At 43.2% G+C, this 20,929-nt stretch carries 16 protein-coding genes; 5 read left to right on the top strand and 11 right to left on the bottom strand.

The features are described from left to right. Positions 1-15: 15 nt before the first annotated feature. The 4 genes from AB6735_RS01215 to AB6735_RS01200 all read right to left on the bottom strand — a co-directional run bounded on the left by AB6735_RS01215 (position 16) and on the right by AB6735_RS01200 (position 3,217). A complete protein-coding gene (locus tag AB6735_RS01215) occupies positions 16-1,476 on the bottom strand; it encodes a glycoside hydrolase family 30 beta sandwich domain-containing protein (RefSeq protein WP_370993987.1) in 1,461 nt (486 codons plus the stop codon). A gap of 274 nt (positions 1,477-1,750) precedes the next feature. Continuing rightward, entirely contained in the window at positions 1,751-2,137 is a 387-nt protein-coding gene (locus tag AB6735_RS01210; RefSeq protein ID WP_370993986.1) for a chorismate mutase, read from the bottom strand. A gap of 101 nt (positions 2,138-2,238) precedes the next feature. Next, positions 2,239-2,601: a hypothetical protein gene (locus AB6735_RS01205; RefSeq protein ID WP_370993985.1), complete on the bottom strand. Its 363-nt coding sequence runs from the start codon at positions 2,599-2,601 to the stop codon at positions 2,239-2,241. A gap of 10 nt (positions 2,602-2,611) precedes the next feature. Further along, positions 2,612-3,217, bottom strand: a complete 606-nt coding sequence (locus tag AB6735_RS01200; RefSeq protein ID WP_370993984.1) for a DUF998 domain-containing protein — start codon at positions 3,215-3,217, stop codon at positions 2,612-2,614. 305 nt (positions 3,218-3,522) lie between these two features. Between AB6735_RS01200 and AB6735_RS01195 the strand changes: the two genes are divergently transcribed. Then, a complete protein-coding gene (locus AB6735_RS01195; RefSeq protein WP_370993983.1) occupies positions 3,523-6,297 on the top strand; it encodes an ABC transporter permease in 2,775 nt (924 codons plus the stop codon). Positions 6,298-6,372: 75 nt separating this feature from the next. On the opposite strand, the gene AB6735_RS01190 is transcribed toward AB6735_RS01195, so the two are convergent. The 5 genes from AB6735_RS01190 to AB6735_RS01170 form a co-directional block, all read right to left on the bottom strand. Then, the gene (locus AB6735_RS01190) at positions 6,373-7,884 is read right to left on the bottom strand and encodes a RagB/SusD family nutrient uptake outer membrane protein (RefSeq protein ID WP_370993982.1); all 1,512 of its coding nucleotides are present in this window, start codon (positions 7,882-7,884) and stop codon (positions 6,373-6,375) included. 76 nt (positions 7,885-7,960) lie between these two features. Beyond that, a complete protein-coding gene (locus tag AB6735_RS01185) occupies positions 7,961-11,059 on the bottom strand; it encodes a SusC/RagA family TonB-linked outer membrane protein (RefSeq protein WP_370993981.1) in 3,099 nt (1,032 codons plus the stop codon). A 216-nt stretch (positions 11,060-11,275) separates the two neighbouring features. Next, a complete protein-coding gene (locus AB6735_RS01180; RefSeq protein ID WP_370993980.1) occupies positions 11,276-12,586 on the bottom strand; it encodes a hypothetical protein in 1,311 nt (436 codons plus the stop codon). A gap of 610 nt (positions 12,587-13,196) precedes the next feature. Next, positions 13,197-13,754, bottom strand: coding sequence for a pyridoxamine 5'-phosphate oxidase family protein (locus AB6735_RS01175; RefSeq protein ID WP_370993979.1), 558 nt, complete (start codon positions 13,752-13,754; stop codon positions 13,197-13,199). 12 nt (positions 13,755-13,766) lie between these two features. Then, positions 13,767-14,162, bottom strand: coding sequence for a winged helix-turn-helix transcriptional regulator (locus AB6735_RS01170; protein WP_370993978.1), 396 nt, complete (start codon positions 14,160-14,162; stop codon positions 13,767-13,769). 93 nt (positions 14,163-14,255) lie between these two features. Here AB6735_RS01170 and AB6735_RS01165 point away from each other — a divergent pair, with 93 nt between their 5' ends. Next, the gene (locus tag AB6735_RS01165; RefSeq protein ID WP_370993977.1) at positions 14,256-14,639 is read left to right on the top strand and encodes a DoxX family protein; all 384 of its coding nucleotides are present in this window, start codon (positions 14,256-14,258) and stop codon (positions 14,637-14,639) included. Here the strand turns inward: AB6735_RS01165 and AB6735_RS01160 are convergent. Next, entirely contained in the window at positions 14,614-15,324 is a 711-nt protein-coding gene (locus tag AB6735_RS01160; RefSeq protein WP_370993976.1) for an SIP domain-containing protein, read from the bottom strand. The two genes, AB6735_RS01165 and AB6735_RS01160, sit on opposite strands and share 26 nt — an antisense overlap. A gap of 74 nt (positions 15,325-15,398) precedes the next feature. Beyond that, on the bottom strand, positions 15,399-16,256 hold the full coding sequence (locus AB6735_RS01155) for a helix-turn-helix domain-containing protein (protein WP_370993975.1): 858 nt from the start codon (positions 16,254-16,256) through the stop codon (positions 15,399-15,401). A gap of 662 nt (positions 16,257-16,918) precedes the next feature. On the opposite strand from AB6735_RS01155, the gene kdpF reads away from it, so the two are divergent. From kdpF to kdpB, 3 genes are all read left to right on the top strand, one after another. After that, a complete protein-coding gene (kdpF, locus tag AB6735_RS01150; protein WP_076377293.1) occupies positions 16,919-16,996 on the top strand; it encodes a K(+)-transporting ATPase subunit F in 78 nt (25 codons plus the stop codon). A gap of 11 nt (positions 16,997-17,007) precedes the next feature. Next, positions 17,008-18,723, top strand: a complete 1,716-nt coding sequence (gene kdpA / locus AB6735_RS01145) for a potassium-transporting ATPase subunit KdpA (RefSeq protein WP_370993974.1) — start codon at positions 17,008-17,010, stop codon at positions 18,721-18,723. An 89-nt stretch (positions 18,724-18,812) separates the two neighbouring features. After that, complete coding sequence (gene kdpB / locus AB6735_RS01140) at positions 18,813-20,843, top strand: potassium-transporting ATPase subunit KdpB (protein WP_370993973.1); 2,031 nt, start codon at positions 18,813-18,815, stop codon at positions 20,841-20,843. The last annotated feature ends 86 nt before the right edge of the window (positions 20,844-20,929 follow it).

Here is a 20,929-nt window from a genome sequence, read left to right as displayed (position 1 = left end):
TTAGTATAAGGCTTTTTATTCTACTATGAGCGTAGCGATGGAGTGCGGCAAGCTGGTTGTTTTAGCGGCTTTGCCTTTGATCCATAAATAGTATTCAATTTTTTCGTCGGTTTTATTCATTACCACTACGGCCAGTTTACCATCGGTATTGAGGTAGGCGGTGGTTAACAGTTTATCTCTGCTGGCTACCGCGCTTACACGTTTAGCACCCGGACGGATAAATTTAGAGAAGTGACCCATGTAATAGTATGAGCTGGTGTAGATCAGATTACCGGTTTGCGTATCGGCATGTACCGGCGCAAAGCAAAAGTTGCCAACGTGATTTGGTCCGCCTTTTTCATCAAGCAAAACGTTCCAGTCGGTCCAGGCTACGGTGCCGGCGTTAAAATCATTGATCATAGATAGACCGTATCTTTCGCCCAAGGCCCAGTCGTTAACTTTGGCGAAATCAAATTTTTCAATGCAGCCTTCTGTAAAGATCAGGTTTTTATCAGGGAATGATTCGTGCACGCGACGCGTGCTTTCAAATTGCTGACCGGCGCCTGTCCAGGTCTCATACCAATGGAAACCTACACCCCAAATGTATTTGGCGGCTTCAGGATCCTCCAATATGGTGCTGGCACGCTGATAAAGCAAATCGCGGTTATGATCCCAAACAATCAGTTTCTTTTCGGCCAGGCCTTGTTTATGCAGCGTTGGGCCTAAAAAGTTCTTTACAAAATCGCGCTCTTCACCGGCAGTGAACATGCATGACTCCCAGCTTTGTTTAGCCATAGGCTCGTTCTGTACCGAAAGGCCCCATACCGGGATACCTTCTTTTTCGTAAGCTTTTATAAATTTCACAAAGAAATTGGCCCAGTTTTGGTCAAACTCTGGTTTCAGTTTACCGCCGTGCAGTACATCATTATTATCTTTCATGAAAGCCGGCGGGCTCCATGGCGAAACAAACAGGTTTAATTTGCCGCCAGCTGCCGCCATAGCAGCTTTGATAAAAGGTATACGATAGGTTTTATCATGGCTGATGTCGAATGTTTTCAGATCGGCATCGCCTTCTTTTACGTAGCTATAGCTCGCGCTCGAGAAATCGCAGCTTTGAATATTGGTACGTGCCATGGTATAACCAATACCTTTGTCCTTATCGTAATAGGCGGTTAAAAACTCTTTTTGTTTGTCTTTTGGTAGTTTAGCGAATACCTCGGCAGAGGCATCGGTTAAGGCGCCACCAATGCCCAGCATGGTTTGGAATGTTTTAGCCGGATCAACAAAAACGGAAACTTCGGTTTCGCCAGGTTGGGGTTTATCCGTAAACTGAAGCGTTTCGGTTGGTGTAAGCTTATAGCCTGCTTCTTTTTCAGACACAATTACTTTTACCGATTTATTGCTGACAGAAAACGGAGCTGTACCCTGGGCATTTACAAAGCCAGCTTTTACAAGGCCGCCTGCTATAAGACAGGCAATTAAAAGTTTTTTCTTCATGGATTTATATAATAGAATACCGGTTTGAATAACGCTGAAAATGGACGTTTCCGGCAATCCAAATTTATTAAAGTTAATGAGAATAAAGCAAAAAGAACAATATAAATAATTGATTTATAATAACTTGATGTGAAATTGATACGGTTTAATACCAGACTTGATTGATGGTGAAAAATCTCATAATCAGCCTGTTCTGATCAAGGTAAGCGTACCGGAATTAAATTTTGATGCGCTTAAATACAAAATGCGTTATATGCGCTGGTCACAATAAAAATTACTTTTGCGCCTTAATCTCTTCCTCAATCCGAAGGCTTTCTTTGTGGATGGCATTCATCAGTTCGGTTACAAAAGTTTCTGATAAGCCCTCCTTTTTACCAGCCTCAATACTTTTTTCAATCACCTGCTTAAAACGGTCGGCCTGCAATGCCGGGATGTTGTTCTGAGCTTTGTAAACACCAATTTCCTTTACCACCCTTTCGCGCTCGCCCAGCAGGGCTATCAATGCCTTATCAAGCGAGTCGATCTTTTTGCGGCTTATCTGCAAGGTTTGGTCGTTGCCTTTTGGGGTTTTCATCTGGGCTGTTTGTGCACTAACTAAACTATAACTAAAAAGGGATACTAATAAAAAGCCAAATGCGCGGCTGTACAATTTTATTTTCATGCTTTTTTAACCCATAAACCCATTAATTATTGTCAATGTTTTCAATTATGCATAAAAAAGCAGGTTTAATTTAAACCTGCTTTCCATTTAGCTTTTATCCTTTACCGGCCATCGGCGTTGTGACCGTGTTTAATCATGTCTTTAACTGCCTGGGCCAAAAATTCCTTATCGGTTTCGTTAAGCATGGTTTTTTTGCCATCGTCATTTAGTTCATAAGTGATCTTTCCGTTGTGATCGCTCTCGGCAATTAACTGTTTGTCATCCCTTGAGTATTTTACATAGCCGTTTGGCGAAATACTTTGAATGCCGGTACCATCGGCGGTAAAATAGGTTTGGCCTACGTACTCTATTTTTACGGTGCTGCCGTTGCCGTTTTCCATAATGGTGGTATGCCTTTTGCCAAACCTGCAGGCGGTTACCGATAAAAGGATACCAATAGCCGTGATTAATTGTAGTTTTTTCATGATATAATTTTTAGTGATTTAAAAGTTGTTGATTTTCCTGTAACGAAACAAGCCTGATGAGCCCGATGCTAAGACCCGTGAACCATACCGACCAGCCCAAATGCGCGAACCTTTGAATAAGGCCCGGATAGGTATTTTCAATAGCGGGTACAAAGCGTAAAAATATCAGCAGCATAAAGGCCAGGCCCAGCAATGAAGATATTCTTACTGATACCAGTTCTTTTTTACCTCTCCATAAAACAGCAACCAATAGTGCGCCCAGGTACAATATAAAAAATACAGGCCCTGTGGCCGAATGCAGGTGGTTGCCCGAATGAAACATGGCCGCCCAGCCCATCATAAAAGTAAACGCGGGCAGGGTAAATACCGGGATAATGTTAAGACCTAATTGTTTGCAGGCGCCATACACCCCCATCATAAAAAACATACTTAAAATGGCGCCGAACATGGTTAGGGTAGCCATTAAAGGTTCAGATGGGGAGCCTATTGCCCCAAGCTCGCTCACCGTACCAGTCAGGTGGTTATAATGACCATGGATAAAACCGCAAATGATGGTCGCCCCCCAAAAAACTATGGGAATAAGGATGCCGGTATATAGTAATGTTTTGATATTCATGATGCCGCTAAGGTTAAAAATTAAAACAAATATATACAAAACATGGTACTATACAATACATAGTACTATATATTAAAAATAATTTTTAGACTGTAACCTAAGCGCTTGAAAGCGGGTCAAATAACACCAGATGCCATACTATACTAAATGGATAGGATAAATGGCCCAAAATCGAACAGCCTGTGCGAAAACGGACGATTTAATTGATGGTTATTGTAGTTAAAATTTTGTAAATGAGTTATTTAAAGTAATGGCATGCCTTTTAGTATAAATAAACTCTATCTATAAATTTAAGTGTTGCCAATATGAACACGGAAGACCGTATCTGGAACCTGGTAATAAAAAAGCTAACCCACGAAGCATCCGGGCAGGAGCTGCAGGAACTGAACGCGCTGCTCAAGGAAAATCCGGACTTTAATAATAGCGTGAGATTTATGCTGGAGTGGTGGCAGCCCGGAACAGCGCAGGAGCCCGGGGATTACAGCTATTTCCTTTTTAAAAAGATCCTAAAGCGTATTAAAGAAGCCGAAGCGAATGCCCAGGCAACTAACCCTTATAAAGAAATAAAGACCGGTAATTCAGAATCAGGCTTTAAAAAAAAAGTACTAAGCCATCCAATTGATCACTTTGTAAGCTATATCACCATGATAAAAAATTATTTAAAAATTGCATTCCGTCAATTGCTCAAACAGAAAATGTACGCGGCTATCAAGGTGGGGGGATTTGCGCTGAGCATTGCCGCCTGTTTGCTTATCGCCTTATATATACGGGAGGAAATGAGCTTTGACAAAAGCTACCCGGATAGCGATCGTATTTACAGGATTGTTGGGCAATATAATATGGACAATATTCATGAAAAAGGAGTTGATTGGCCGGCAGTAATGGGTAAAACGCTCAAATCTGATTTTCCGGAAGTAGAAAAATTTGGCCGGCTGATGCCCAATTCACTTTTTTGGGGTGCCGGCAGCAATGAGTTGAAGCGGAGCGATGCGCCCGAAAATACCCATGAGGATGGTTTCGCTTATGCAGATCAGTCGCTGCTTGATATATTAAAGCTACCCATGGTTTATGGTGATGCTACCCACGCGCTTGCCGAGCCTTTTACCATGGTAATATCAAAAAGCAAGGCTGATAAATACTTCCCCGGGCAAAACCCGGTTGGCAAGGTCATGTATCTTAACAATAATAAAAGCAGAGCTTATAAAATTGGCGCGGTGATGCAGGATCTCCCAACGACGTCGCACCTGCATCAATATAACTTTTTATTAACGCTTGCAGGCATTGAATTTTGGAAAGGCGAACAGACTACCTGGGGAGCAAGTAATTACCATGTTTACGTTACACTAAAGCGGGGAACTGATGTTCCCCGCTTTAACAAAAAGGTAACCGATGGGTTAATTAACAATTATTATATCCCGGATATGGTAAAAAATGGAGATAAAAATGCTTCGAAAATTGCAGGTGCGTTAAGCATGTATGCGCAGAATATCGCCGATATCAATCTCAGGTCATATGATATTCACGATGGCATGTCACACGGCGATATCCGTTTTATTTGGTTATTTGGCGCTGTTGCCGGCTTTATACTGGTTATAGCCTGTATCAATTTTATCAATCTGTCAACCGCCAAATCGGCCAACCGGGCTAAGGAAGTTGGTTTGCGCAAAGTAGTGGGTTCACAACGCAGTGGTTTGATCCAGCAGTTCTTAACGGAGTCATTGCTGTACAGCTTCTTTTCTTTCGTGCTTGGTTTAATATTGGCTATTATACTGTTGCCTTATTTTAATGTGCTGGCATCAAAATCATTAATTATACCCTGGCAGCAATGGTGGTTGTTACCAACAGTGCTGATATCGGCTGTTGTAGTTGGTGTGGTTGCGGGAATTTACCCGGCATTTTATCTTTCGGGCTTTAAACCTGCCGAAGTATTAAAAGGTAAGCTAAGTTCAGGCAGCAGAAGCTCAGGGCTGCGTAATGGATTGGTGGTTTTTCAGTTCACCACATCCATCATTTTAATCATCAGCACTTTTATTATCTATAACCAGATGCAATTCATTCTTAATAAAAAGGTTGGGTTTGAGAAAGACCAGGTAGTGATGATACAAGGCACCAATACCTTAGATAATGCAGTGAAGAACTTTAAGGATGAACTGTTAAAATTGCCGGCAGTAAAAAGCGTATCGATCAGCGATTTTCTTCCGGTAGCCGGTACCAAGCGCAATGGAAACCCATTTTATAATGAAGGGAAAAATAAAACGGAAACTTCAGTTGGTGGCCAGTTTTGGGATGTTGATGCCGATTATATAAAAACTTTTGGGATGAAACTGGTAGCCGGCAGGAATTTTAACCCAGCCATGAAAACCGATTCGCAGGCGGTTATCATTAATCAAACCCTGGCCAAAAGACTTAATCTTAAAAATGCAGTAGGTAAAAGGATCAGCAATGGCGGAAACCCGATGCTGGTGATCGGTGTAGTACAGGATTTTAATTTTGAATCGCTGCGCGATGGGATAGAGCCTTTGGTGATGCATTTAGAAAACAGCAATTCCATCGTATCAGTAAAAGTAAAAACCGGCGATATGAAAAATACATTGGCCGAGATCACCAGGACCTGGAAATCTTTTTCGCCCAACCAGCCTATACGGTATTCTTTTATGGATGAGCGTTTTGCCAACATGTATGCCGATGTGCAACGCATGGGTCGCATATTTACCAGTTTTGCTATCTTGGCTATTATTATAGCCTGCCTGGGCCTATTTGCTCTTGCCGCCTATATGGCCGAGCAGCGGAGCAAGGAGATAGGTATCCGCAAGGTGCTGGGTGCAAGCATTGGCAATATCACTACACTGCTATCCCTTAATTTTATAAAGCTGGTATTTATTGCCATTATTATAGCATCACCTATAGCCTGGTGGGCCATGACCAAATGGCTGCAGGATTTTACCTACCGCATTCCTATTGGCTGGGAGGTATTTGTATTTGCAGGGTTAGTTGCCATTGCAATAGCCCTGTTTACGGTGAGCTTTCAATCTATCAAAGCGGCCATTGCCAACCCTATCAAAAGTCTCAGGAGCGAATAACCCATCTTAACCTATCATAAAAAAAACAGCCCCGGCTTGTCCGGGGCTGTTCTGCTTTATATTAACCTGTATTAATTAAAAGCCTGGGTTATTAGGCAGTAATTTTGGATTAACATCTGTTTCCTGTTTTGGTAAAGGGAACAATAATTGTTTTTCGGAATAAGTTGCGTTAAACACGGTTTTGTGTCCTACAAAATTATCCCAGTTACCGGTAACATCATTGTGTATTTTACGGGTGCGGATCATATCAAACCACATTTTGTTTTCAAAACAAAGCTCAAAATAACGTTGCAGCCATACTTCCTTCTCAAATGCATCTTGTGACAATGCACCAATCGGCGCCAGGTTAGCCCTTGCACGGATCTGGTTTACATAACTAATAGCATTGGCATTTGGTGAGCCATCGGCACGGTTTGATGCTTCGGCATACATTAACATAACATCGGCCAAACGATAAATGGTATAGTTCAGATCAGACTTAGCCGTATTGGTAACTGCGTTTACGTCGAACCATTTATAGATGTAATGATTTTTAAACACAACCGGAGCATTCGGCGCTTTAATGGCTGGGTAGGTGGTATAAAAGAATTGTTTTTCCTGTACCCGTTTATCACCAGCCGGGAATGAAGCGATGAACTGATCTGTTGGCCATACTGAACCGTACTCATCAGAATACTTGGATATACCAGAGAAATTTGGAATAGTAAGCGCGGTAAGCGGGTTAGTTTGTGGAACTGACGCTGCATACTGTACCTGGAAGATAAACTCACCGGTGTTTTTATTATTCGGGTTTATCATATCGGTATAATTAGGAAACAGTTTGTATGTTCCGCTCTGAATTACCGCGAGAGAACGCTTGGCTGATTCTGCATAATACTGCTGACCGCCATTGATGGCAGCGCCGGCATAGGTTAAATATACGTCGGCCAGAATTGACTGTATAACATCCAGGGTTACCCGGCCGGTAGAACGACCGGCAGCAATGCCCGATTTTTCAGCCGCTAACAAGTCGGGAATGATCACTTCGTCATAGATCTGTTTAGCTGGCACACGCGGAACCTGCAGGTTGAGGTCCTTTGCTGGTTCAGTTACCTTAGGCACAGCTCCATACATACGTACCAGGTAAAAATAATACAAGGCACGCATAGTACGGGCCTCGGCCACCATGCTGTTTTTAGAAGCCTCTGTTAATCCAGGTGCGTTAATAGTAGGTATTTTTTGTATGGCCAGGTTACAGGCACCTACGCCCAGGTACATTTGCTGCCACCAGGTATCAAAATAAAAAGAGGTATTACTGTAAATGAGTGTTTGGAAATTTACAAATCCGGTTTGGCCCAGGTCGCTGTTTGCTTTACCTGTCATAAACTCCATCAGGTTCCAGGTGTTACCACCATATGACCCAGACTGGCCCGTAAGTAAACCGGTTAGATTTTGATAGGACCCAACGGCAAACGCTGATGCAACCTTTGCACTTGAAAGGTCGGCATCTGGTGTTAGAACAGACTTGGGGTGCTCTTCCAAAAACTTTTTGCATGAGCAGGCAAGTACTAATACCGATACTATAAGTATATTTTTTAATATTTTCATTTTAGTAATTTTTTATATGGTTACTATTATCCTTCATTGCTGTTTTTCTTTCTGATCGTATCATACCATACTGTTTTTAAAATCCAACCTGTAAACCAAGGTTCCAGATACGTGGACGAGGGTTTGCAAAAAAGTCGATATTTTGAGTAAACGCAGGGTTTGAACCATAAGAGTTATTAAAGGTGTCAACCTCCGGATCATAACCTGTATACTTGGTAATAACAAACAGGTTTTGCACACTGGTATAAATACGGAAACGGGTTACATGCATTTTTTGCAATACAGGTGCCGGTAAGTTGTAACCCAACACAAAGTTTTGGCCGCGTATAAATGATCCATCCTCAACCCACCAGGTATCAAAGTGCGAGTCCTGTGCATATTTGTAGTTACGCACTTGTGATATCATGGTATTTTGGTTGTTCGGGGTCCATCCGTTTAATACGGTTTTTAAACTGTTGGAGATGGTTTGCCTGTCTTCAACCGAGTGTTTAAAGTTGGCAGCAGTATTTACACCTTGCACAAAACGGATATCAAATGAAAAATCCCAGTTTTTATACTTGATGGTACTGTTGAAGTTACCGGTCCATTTTGGATTTGACCGGCCGATAATACTATAATAGTTACTACCATCGGCATTATAAATATATTTCCTGTCGCCGGCTTTTAAACCATGTTTGGCAGCTTCTGCAATATCGGCTGCATTATCCCCATAGGTACCTACACGGGTCATGCCGTAAAAAGATCCTATTGGCGCACCAACACGTATCACATAGTTTTGCCCAAGGAAGTTAGGGCCCGGGAAAATGTCGGCGTTGCCATCATTCAGCTTGGTTACTTTGTTTTGGTTAGCGGCAAAGATGATACCGGTACTCCATTCCAGATCACTGGTTTTAACGTTAACCGTGTTAAGGCTTAACTCAATACCTGAGTTTTTCATCGAGCCTACGTTTTTGTAAACGTTGGCAGTGGTAAAACCAGCCGACCACGGAATAGGAGCTTGTAATAATACGTCGGTAGTAGTACGTTGGTAGTAATCTAAATCTAAGTTAACACGGCCATGAAACAAGCCCAGTTCGATACCACCATCAATCTGGCGTGTTTTTTCCCATTTCAAATCCGGGTTGCCCAGGTAGCTTGGCAGCAAGGAAATTACAGCTTGTCCGTTCTGCACGGTTTGTCCGGTACCATACTGGGCCAGTGAGCGGTAATTACCAATTTCCTGGTTACCGGTGTAGCCAAAGCTTGCTCTTAGTTTTAAGTTAGAAACGGTTTCGCTGTTTTTCAGGAAGTCTTCCTGAGATACACGCCATGCAGCACCTAATGATGGGAAGAATGCGAATTTATGCCCTGCGGCTGGTCTTGATGACCCATCATAACGACCGGTAGCGGTAAATAAATACTTTTCGTCGATATTATAGCTGATACGGCCATAGTATGAGTTTAACGAGCCCGGATAAAGCGCGCCCGGTGAACTTGGGTTTTCATCAGATCCGGATTGGCTTTTAACTGAACCGGCACCCAGGTTATTAAACTGGAAAAAGTCATCAATAAAGTTTTGGGTTTCAACATTTGATCGCTGATATACTGATCTGCTGAAAGATATACCAGCTAATGCGGTAAACCTTTGATGCTCATTGATCTTTTTGTTCCAGGTAAGATAATTTTCAGTTTGCCAGAAATAAGTTGTGTTTGAGTTAACGCTGGCTATACCGCCCTGATCAGCAGATAAGTGCTGTAAACTCAAAGAAGAATAGAAGTTGTTTTTCTGCCCGATGAGGTTATAACCAAAATCGGTTTTAAATTCAAGCTCTGATGATATCTTAGCGGTTGCATAGATGTTACCCAATACCTGTAAGGTATTATTAATAGTATACCGTTCATTAGCTGTTTGTATTGGGTTTGGGGCGCCCTCTAAACCAGCAATGTCATAGTTGCCGGCCCAGGTTCCGTCGGGATATTTGACAGGTACAATCGGTACCTCTTCACTTACGGCCCGGGGTACGTTCAAACCACCATTGTTATCCGTTACCAAACGCTGGCGACTAAAAATACCATTGATACTACCGCCTATTCTTAACCAATCCTTTACATCGTTATCCATCGTCATTTTAACGGAATAACGTTTAAAGTTTGATGTGGGGGTTAAGCCGTTTTGGTTAAGATAACCCAGTGATAAGCTGTAAACAGATTTTTCGCTGCCACCTTGAATATTCAACTGGTGGCTTTGCGAAAACGCTGGCTTATAAGTTTCCTTTTCCCAGTTGGTATCGTATTTCGGGCTATTGTCCGTATTAAATAGTAACGGAAAATTTTGAAAATTTAGCGCTTTCGCGGGCGTTTGTATAGCGCCTGTAGGATCAAATTTTGATCCGTTTGCAAATGATTGGTTGTAAATGTCTACAAATTCTTTAGAATTGAGTGTTGGTACATGCCTGTAAAGTTGGCTGATGTTGGTATTGGCTTCGTAACTAATGGTAGCGGGACCTTTACGGCCACGTTTTGTGGTTACCATGATAACACCATTGGCGCCACGTACACCATAAATAGCCGTTGATGAGGCATCTTTTAAAACCTCAATTGATGAAATATCATTAGGGTTAATAGAGTTAGGGTCAACACCTACCACACCATCAACCACATAAATAGGGTCAACGTTGGAGTTGATGGAACCAATACCCCTGATGCGTACCTTAGCTGCAGCACCCGGCGCGTTGCTGTTAACACTAACATCAACGCCGGCAACCTTGCCTTGCAAGGCCTGCGATAAATTTGGTACTGGTTTATCAAGCAACTGCTCGGCCTTAACGGTAGCGACAGAGCCTGTCAAGTCAGATTTTTTGGCCGTACCATAACCAATCACCACCACCTCATTCAAGGCGCTTGAGGTTTCTTTTAATTGTACATTAATGCTGGTTTTGCCGGCTACGCTTACTTCTTGCGCGGCGAAGCCTGTATAGGTAAATACCAACACAGCATTGGCATTTGGTGCAGATACACTAAAATTACCATTTGCATCGGTAACGGTACCAACGGAGGTACCTTTGATTCTTATGCTTACAGCAGGTAAGGGCGAATTGTCGCTCGCGCTGGTAACCTTTCCGCTGATTTTTTGCTGTGCCATTGCCTGCAGGGATAACAGGACGAACAGGATCGAGTAAATAATGTGTTTCTTCATAACGTTGTTAATAATTTAAGAATTGATTCTTTAGGAGAATATCGCGGGGGATACTAATGCGTATCACAGCGAATACTAATGCGGCTTACTACTAAGGGGGCTGGCGGTATACGGGAAGAGTACCCTTAGAAAAGGGCAAAGCTATCCACGTTACCTTAATGGTATTATTTTTTTTCATGAAAATTTGATTTAGTACTGGTTTTCTAAAATTGTATGCTAATAAGTGTTTAATTTATTTTTAATAGCCCATTGTTTTAAAACTGTGATCGCATCAAATAAAACGCCGGCCTCGCCCCTGAAATCGCCCGAACCTTTGGGAGCGCCGGTTTGCACATCGTACCACTCATAAAAACCTTTGTGTGCAATGGCCCTTTCAATCATTGGTATTAATTCGTTATAAGCTTCTTTTGCCTGGCCATTGGCAAGCAGGGCCGCAATCATTCGCCCGCCAAACCATGTCCAGTCGCCGGCATTCTGATAAATGTAAGGGTGCATATTGGGGAACTGCACTGCCGGGTAAGCCGGATAAACCGTTTTACCAATGGTAGCATATTTATCTTTGGCCGCGGCGGCAAGTAACTGCCTGTTTATTTCTTTAATCTCTGCAGTGGTATTAAACCCGGCCAGTATAGCGCATATAGATCCGCCGCTGTACAGGATCTCGTTTTCATTAAAATTTTTGGAGAAGGGGCTGCCGTTTAGGTAAAGATGAGGGCGGTATTTCTGTGCCCCGGGCATCCATAAATATTTACGCACATTTTTTTTGATGGTATTGGCTATGGCAGTCCAGTTTTGTTTGGTTTGATAATTTGAGGGTTTCATAGCCATAAAATCATGGATAGCTATGACATACATGGCGTTATCATAAATATCAATGGCCCATTTGGTTTTATCATTAATGGCTACACCCCAGCCGGTTTCTGGCTGCACATCGCCCCAGTCAATTGTAGTAGCCCCGGTTACCAGGCCGTATCTGGCCGACCATCTATTTTTTTGAATATAGGCAAAAGCATTTTCTATGCGTTGCAGAACCGTTTTAGCACCTATTACTTCAAAGAGTATGGATCTGTCGCCGGTTACATCTATATATTTTTTTACAGCCTGAATAAGGGATGATTCCTGGTCGGTTTCAACGGTATTTTTGTGTGCCGCCCAACCAGGTAGTAATGCCGAGTAGCGATACTGATAGCCTACGCCCGCCTTTGCACTGTCAACCACACCATCAACAATATTACCGTCCTCGCCCTGAATTTTAAAAAACATCAGGAGCATTTCTTTCACCTTTTCTTTGGGGTGTACTTTTAAGGACCCTTTGATGAAAGTATTAAAATCTCTGATCCATACTTCGTTATAGGAGGTGCCTGCTGAGAAACCGGAAAGTAGTTTTAAGCCCCGTGCCTGTATCGTATCCAAACGGCTATCTGCCAGTATGGAACCCGCTAAAGCTGCGTTATTTTTTACCTGCGCGTTAACGTTCAGATAAAATAGGCACAGGAATATAAGAACACCAGGTAAACGTATCTTCATGCAGGGATCGTTAAGGATGTAATATGGTTGAGTGTATTTTTAATAGGCAAAACACACTTGTGAAATTGGTTATTTTATATGTACAAACATACGTACATTAAATTCATTTCCAAATTTTTTGTATTATAAAATGGTTAACTTTTAGTCGTTTGGTAATTATAAATCTTAATCGGCGGTTAAAGGTAAACTATTTGTTACAAAAATTGCCATAAAGATTTAAACTTAATCGATTAAGAGGTGGGATTTAACCCGTAATACAAGCGGAGGGGCTATTCTATATGTATTTTCATAATTTTATATGAAAGTACATATTTAATTAACAAGAAGGTGATTTATGCCACATCCAGGCGTGTAAGCTAATAATGATGAAAAGACGGGAGAGGTAAAAAACAAAAAACGCGTCATTGAGGTACGAAGCAATCTCTAAACTATACAGAATAGCTCTGCTATCCGAGGATTGCTTCGTACCAATGACGCGCGGGGAAGGTGCTTGATCAATGAGTCGGCTATGCTTCATGCTATTGCTCAACAAGATTCGATGTATAATCATGGGCTCTATTCTACCAAAGAAGAAAATAGCACAGATTCCTTTAGGAAGCAGGTCAGTACCTTATTTAGCTGAGTTAACCAAAGCGGTAGGCAAGCCATCCATACTGATCATATTTTTCTCTTTTTTGTATGCTTCTAAACCGTCTGCTCCTTTGTTAGCGGCCCATTTGTAGGCTTGGTCTCTTTCGCCCTTGTAGACATAATAAGGTACACTAAACCCACAGGAAGTTTGCACTTTATGAATATCGGCTACAATAATTTGCCGGGTTGCCAGCAAGATCTGGAAGTTGGGAGCTAAAGCGGCCCACTCTTCATCGCCGGGCAACACCGTATAGCCATTGCCATATAAACGCATAATATTTGGCGGACCTTCAAAGGCGCAAAACATAATGGTGATACGCTCGTTTTCCAGGATATGGGCCGATGTTTCATTACCGCTGCCTATAATATCCATGTAGGCTATCCTATTGGCTGATAATACTTTAAAACTATCAATCCCTTTGGGCGAAAGGTTAACATGGCCATCAGCTGCAAGCGGAGCCGATGCGGTAAAAAACATTTTCTGCTTTTCGATAAAAGCCTTGTGCTGCTCCTGTATGCTGTCAAAAAATTTGGCCATAGTTTACTATCCTTAAGTTAATACTTCAGTATCCGCAGGTTGACGGCGACTGGCAATTATACGTTCCCGGTGCTGTTTTCCCCATTTTTGCAGCTCTTCTAAAACCGGCCCCAATGTTTGGCTGTAGGGGGTAGCTTCATAAGTAACGGTAACGGGGGTAGTTGAAAAAACATTCCGCTTTACAAATTCGTTCAGTTCCAGTTCCTTTAATTCTTTTGACAATATTTTGGGGGTGATCTCGCCCAAAGCTCTTTGAATATCATTAAAACGCAGCGGGCCGTCGGCAAGGGTGGCAATAAGCGGCAATTTCCATTTTCCGTTTAACACATAAAGTGCGTCCCTAACTGCACTTCCTGCGGCCTTGCAGGCTTCGGAACTGTGATCTCTTTTTTTGAATTGACCTTCCATATATAAAATAGCTATCCAAAAAGATACCACTATCCTTTGGTATAGTAGTATCTTTTTAATAGTAAAGGTAGCTAAGTTTGTGCAAAAAAAGAAATGAAAGCACTAAAGATCACTTACTGGATCACCACAAGCATAGTAGCATTAATGATGACCTTCTCGGCTTATACTTATTTAACACAGCCTACAATGTTACAGGCTTTTCAACATCTGGGTTATCCTGGCTATTTCAGGGTAGAGCTGGCCCTGGCTAAACTGGCCGGTGCTGTTTTGCTGTTGATCCCCCTAAAATCATTGATTAAGGAGTGGGTTTACGCGGGTTTTACTTTCACCTTTATCTCGGCATTTATAGCGCATAGCGCATCAGGCGATCCGGTAAACTATCGCGTAATGCCGGTTATTTTCCTGGTTTTCCTGGCCGTCTCTTACATTACCTATCATAAGGTAAAGCAAGCTACGACCAAAAGCCCTGCACTTTAATTTGCCCCGATGGATAACCCTGGTGTTTGAGCAGTTTACGCAGTTGCGCTACCATGGTATTATTACCGGCCAGGTAAAATACCGTGTTTTCCAAACTGTATTGCTGTTCGAGTACCCACTCAATGAGGCTGTGATGACCAAAAGTATCCTTACGTGCCACCGGTTGTAGGGGCGACCAAAAGTATTCATGAAAAAGCCTGCGGTGCTGCTCGTTACCGATCACCAAGCCACCCGAAAAACGGGTATGCGGCAATACCATTTTTTGCAGGGCCAGTAAATGCCCCATGCTGCTTTCATCGCCCAGGGCAACAACTGCAGAGGTGGGCGTTGGGCTGTGATCCGTTGAACCTATTTTAAGATAGCTCACCACATCGTTCTTCTTTAGTTGATTTGCCCATCTGCTGCCAGGTCCGTTGTGTGCCGCATCAACATAAATGGTGCAGGTACTGGTTTCGGCATCCCAGCCTGATGGAGTGTAATCGCGAAAGGTAAAGTCGTCGACCCGGAATTTTATATAGGGTATCTCGTTCCATTGTGCTATATCGGCAGTGGGAAGGTGCAGGTCGACCTCAATTAAGGTTGATGGCTCCCAGTGCCGAACTTCAAGCACCCGGCCGGATTGTAACCTGTTTTCAAACAGTTTTCCGGCTTTTCTTTTGATTTTTTGAAAAGTGGATGTTTCCATGGTAGTTTTTTAATTATACAAAGAAACTGCCTATTTATCCCCAAATCAATGAATGGCTTACGGTAATGATTGGACTATTTACGGTAATGTGTGCGGAATAAAAGCGGGGTAGTGCCTTCGGCTTTTTTGAATAGTCTTGAAAAGTAAGTATGGTCTGTGTATCCAAGCATATGGGCAATTTCTTTTATATTCATTTCGCTGTAGTATAGTAAGCGTTTAGCTTCCAGCAGGACCTCCTGCTGGATCCAGTAGCTCACCGAAAGCCCGGTTACTTTTTTCAAGGCCTCATTCAAATAAGTTTCCGAAATATTGAGCATAGAGGCGTAAACCGATGGGCTTTTAACCTGCCGGATATTACCGGCCAGTAGCTTTTTAAATTCCTGGGCCAGCTGTACCGGTCGTGATAAAGCAAATTGCGAATTGCAAAATCCGCTAAAGCAACAAGCCGCTATTCCCACAAATGATTGTACCAGCGAGTGTACCACCTGCAAATAAAACGGACCGGGATTTTCTTCCCGGTATTTTTCCTGCATGAGGGCTAACAGATCGGTACATTGACGAAATTGTACCTCATTGAGCGTAAAGGGTTGTTGTAATACCAGCTGGCTTTCAAAAACATTCCGGTAATCGGGGGCTATCAACAGGGCGTCGATCGCTACAAACCAGCCATAACCTATCTCATTACGGATCCGGTGGTGTACTTGTCCCGGTAATATATAATATAAAGAAGAGGCGCCAAACTTTAACTCCTGAAAATCGATCATAAGTGATGCCGTACCTTCTTCAATAACAAAAAATATATAATGATCATCCCGGTGCGCACCCAGGGTATCGGTTTCATCGTGGGGCACATCATCCCCGGCAACAAAATGCCTGACCTCGAGACCCGTTGAGGCCCGCTCTCTTAGTTGATATACCGGAATATCTTTCATGCAGTTTGTTATCAAGGCCAATATATGGCTATTTGGGCAGAGGAAATCTTCTTGAAATGTCAAAATAATTCGGGACTTGCTGTAGAGTTGACTCACCCCGCCACGCTTCGCGGGCGACCCTATCTGCCGCGAAGCGGCAAAGAGGGTGAAAAAAACGCCTTTCCCTCCGCGCGTCATTGCGAGGCACGAAGCAGGAGCCTCACCCAACCCTCTCCAAAGGAGAGGGCTTTAAAATATTTTTTTGAAGTCTCCCCCTTTGGGGGAGATTTAGAGGGGGCTTACCTCGTAATGAGGCGTGGGGGTTTTTTTACCCTCTTTGCTGCTTCGCGGCAGAGAGGGGTCGTCCAGCGAAGCGCAGACGGGGTGAGTCGTCTGCGATATGGCTAACGAACTAAAACAACTCCCACTTTGATATTCAGCCTATCAAAATGATAGGCTTACTTTGATTAAAAAGCCTACCGATAACTTTAATGAACTAAATAAATGACTGTAATACAGTTATTTACCTGTATATTTTAATTATTGGCATTTGCTTGGTAAAGGACTCTGAAAATATTGAATACTATGGATGTTTTACAAGTTATTATTTACGTGGTGGTCTTTGCGGCCATCTTCTGGATCTTTTTTAAATCAGTTAATTACTTCGAAAAAATCTAATCACCATGATCGCATTATTCATTGTGGCCATAGCCGTGTTTGTATACATGGTATATGTGCTGCTTAAACCCGAAAAATTTTAATTACTTAAATCATGAACACTGAAATTTCAGGTGTAATATTTACCTACCTGCTCACACTCGCGCTGGCAATACCTTTGGGCCGGTACATTGCCCGTGTTTTTAAAGGCGAGAAAACCTGGCTCGATTTTCTGGCCCCGTTTGAACGTTTCATTTTCCGTTTCAGCGGCATCGACGCCAAAAAAGAAATGAACTGGAAACAGCATTTATTTGCCCTGCTTACTATTAATAGCGTATGGCTCATTTATGCCTTTGTTTGTTTAATGGCGCAAGGTCACCTGCCGCTAAACCCAGATGCTAACCCTGGTCAGTCGGCAGATACGGCTTTCAATACCGCTATCAGCTTTTTGGTGAACTGTAACCTGCAGCACTACTCAGGCGAAAGCGGCGCTACCTATTTTACACAGCATTTTGTATTCATGTTCCTGCACTTTGTATCTGCAGCTACCGGCATTGCTGCGCTGATTGTGTTATTCAGGGCTATGAAAGATAAAGTAACCGATAAGCTGGGTAACTTTTGGGATTACTTTGTAAAAACCATTACCCGTATATTACTGCCTATATCATTCGTAATTGCTGTAATATTTGCTTTCAATGGCATGACCACCAGCTATGCCGGTAAAGATACCTTTATCAGCATGCAGGGCGATACCGTTCACGTATCACGCGGTCCGGTTGCTGCCATGGTAGCTATCAAACATTTGGGTACAAACGGTGGCGGCTGGTTCGGCGCCAACTCTGCCCATCCTATTGAAAACCCTAATTATTTAACTAATACAACCGAATTGGTTGCCCAGGTACTGATCCCTATAGCATTGGTATTTGCCCTTGGTTTTTATCTCAATAAAAAGAAGTTCGCTTACGTTGTGTTTGGCGTGATGACGATAGGCATGCTCCTGTTCCTGATCCCGACCATGAATGCCGAGTTGAATGGAAACCCGGCTATAGCCCATATGGGTGTCAGCCAGCCATCCGGCGCTATGGAAGGTAAGGAAGTTCGGTTTGGTCCGGCTAACTCGGCTTATTGGAGTATCGTAACCACTATTATATCTACCGGTTCGGTAAACTCCATGCATGACAGCGCCATGCCTATGTCTGGTAACATGATGTTGCTGGGTATGATGGTGAACTGTTTTTATGGCGGTTGTGGCGTAGGGATCCTCAACTTTTACATCTTTATCATCATCGCGGTATTTATATCCGGGCTGATGGTAGGACGAACACCAGAGTTTTTTGGGCGAAAGATAGAGGCCCGCGAAATGAAGATCGCTTCCTTGATCGCCTTATTGCACCCCTTTATTATCCTGGTAGGCCTGGCCATATCATCATACGTAGTGGTACACATGCCCGGCGCCGACTGGGCCGTTAAGCCATCCAGTTGGTTAAACAACCCGGGCAACCACGGTTTTTCCGAAATGCTGTATGAGTACACTTCATCAGCAGCCAACAACGGTTCGGGTTTTGAGGGTTTGGGCGATGGTAATATTTTCTGGAACGTTACCACGGGTATCGTAATGATCCTGGGCCGGTTCCTGCCCATTATTGGTCCGCTGGCAATTGCCGGTTTATTAGCCAATAAAAAATTCATCCCTGAGTCTGCCGGAACACTAAAAAGTGATACCACAACTTTCGGAATAATGATCTTCGCGGTGATCATGATCATTGCTGCCCTGTCATTTTTCCCTGCACTGGCATTAGGTCCAATTGCCGAACATTTTTCATTAAAATAAACAAGCCTCACCTAAATCCTCTCCAAAGGAGAGGACTTTGAAAACCCTCTCCTTTGGAGAGGGCAGGGTGAGGCCTAAAAATATAAATCATGAACTCAAATCAAAATACATTATTCCAGGGCGACCAGATGAAAGATGCTTTTAAGCAGTCATTCATCAAACTAAACCCACGCATCCTGTTCCGTAACCCGGTGATGTTCACTGTAGAGATCGGTACGTTTGTGATGCTTATTGTAAGCATTTACTCTTTTGCCAATAAAGGGCAGGGTAGCTTTGCCTATAACTTTACCGTATTCATTGTTTTATTTTTAACCGTACTGTTTGCCAATTTTGCCGAGGCCATTGCCGAAGCACGTGGTAAAGCACAAGCCGAAAGCCTGCGCAAAACCCGCGAAGAAACACCGGCCCGTTTGCTGGTTAACGGCAAGGAGCAGATGGTGATGTCATCCCAATTAAAAAAAGGTGATGTGTTTATCTGCGAAACAGGTGATAACATCCCAACAGATGGCGAGATCATTGAAGGTATCGCCACTATTGATGAGTCGGCCATAACCGGTGAATCTGCCCCGGTTATCCGCGAATCAGGTGGTGATAAATCATCCGTGACTGGTGGTACCAAAGTACTGTCAGACAAGATCAAAGTAATGGTGACCACCCAGCCCGGCGAAAGCTTCCTGGATAAGATGATTGCCCTGGTTGAAGGTGCATCGCGCCAGAAAACACCAAATGAGATAGCCTTAACTATTTTGCTGTCGGGTTTCACGCTCATCTTTGTGATCGTATGTGTTACGCTGAAACCATTTGGAGATTATGCCAATACCCCTATAACTATAGCTGCCTTTATCTCCCTGTTCGTATGTTTAATCCCTACCACAATCGGCGGTCTGTTATCAGCCATCGGTATCGCGGGGATGGACAGGGCTTTAAGGGCCAACGTGATCACCAAATCGGGCAAAGCGGTAGAAACCGCCGGTGACCTTGACACTTTGCTGCTGGATAAAACCGGTACCATTACCATAGGTAACCGTAAAGCAACCAACTTTTATCCGGCTACCGGAGTTACAAATGAAAACTTTGTTGCCGCCTGCGTGCTAAGCTCGCTGGCTGATGAAACCCCCGAAGGTAAATCAATTGTTGAACTGGCCCATGAAGATAAAACCATGCCAAAAGTGGTTGCTCCTAAAGACGCGGTATTCATCAAATTTACTGCCGAAACCCGTTCAAGCGGTTTGGATACCCCTGATGGTTTGCGGATCCGTAAAGGCGCGTTTGATTCTATCCGGAATATCGCTTTAAAGGCAGGTCACCCGTTCCCTACTGAGGTAGAAGATAATGTGAAAAAGATCTCCTCAAACGGTGGTACCCCATTGGTGGTATCGCAAAACGAAAAGATCATGGGTGTGATCGAGCTGCAGGATATCATTAAAACCGGTATTGCCGAACGTTTTGAACGCCTGCGCAAAATGGGTGTTAAAACCGTAATGGTAACCGGCGACAACCCGCTTACCGCCAAATTTATTGCCGAAAAGGCCGGTGTGGATGATTTTATTGCCGAGGCCAAGCCAGAAGATAAAATGAACTACATTAAAGCTGAACAACAAGGCGGTAAACTGGTAGCCATGATGGGCGATGGTACAAATGATGCCCCCGCCCTGGCACAAGCCGACGTGGGTGTGGCCATGAACAGTGGTACCCAGGCCGCCAAAGAAGCCGGTAACATGGTGGATCTGGATAATGACCCAACCAAGCTGATTGAGATTGTGGAGATAGGTAAACAGCTGTTGATGACCCGTGGTACATTAACCACCTTCTCTATCGCTAATGACGTGGCTAAGTATTTTGCCATAGTACCGGCGTTGTTCATGGTATCCATACCCTCATTAAAGGCCCTGAACATCATGGACCTGCATAGCCCGGAATCGGCCATATTATCAGCGGTAATATTTAACGCCATCATTATACCATTGCTTATACCACTGGCATTAAGAGGTGTGGAATACAAACCGATAGGTGCAAGCGCGCTGTTGCGCCGCAACCTGCTGATATACGGTTTGGGCGGTGTAATAATTCCATTCATTGGTATTAAACTGATAGACCTGGCCGTAGGGATGTTCTTGTAGATCAGATGTGAGATACGATTTCGGATTTCGGACGTTCGATTTCGGATTTAAATAAATAATAGAATTCTATTAATTCTTAAATTCTA

The sequence above is a fragment of the Mucilaginibacter sp. RCC_168 genome, assembly GCF_041355315.1.
Classification (GTDB): Bacteria; Bacteroidota; Bacteroidia; order Sphingobacteriales; family Sphingobacteriaceae; genus Mucilaginibacter.
Note: the sequence above shows the minus strand (reverse complement) of the source record. Positions and strands in the feature narration are given on the sequence as shown.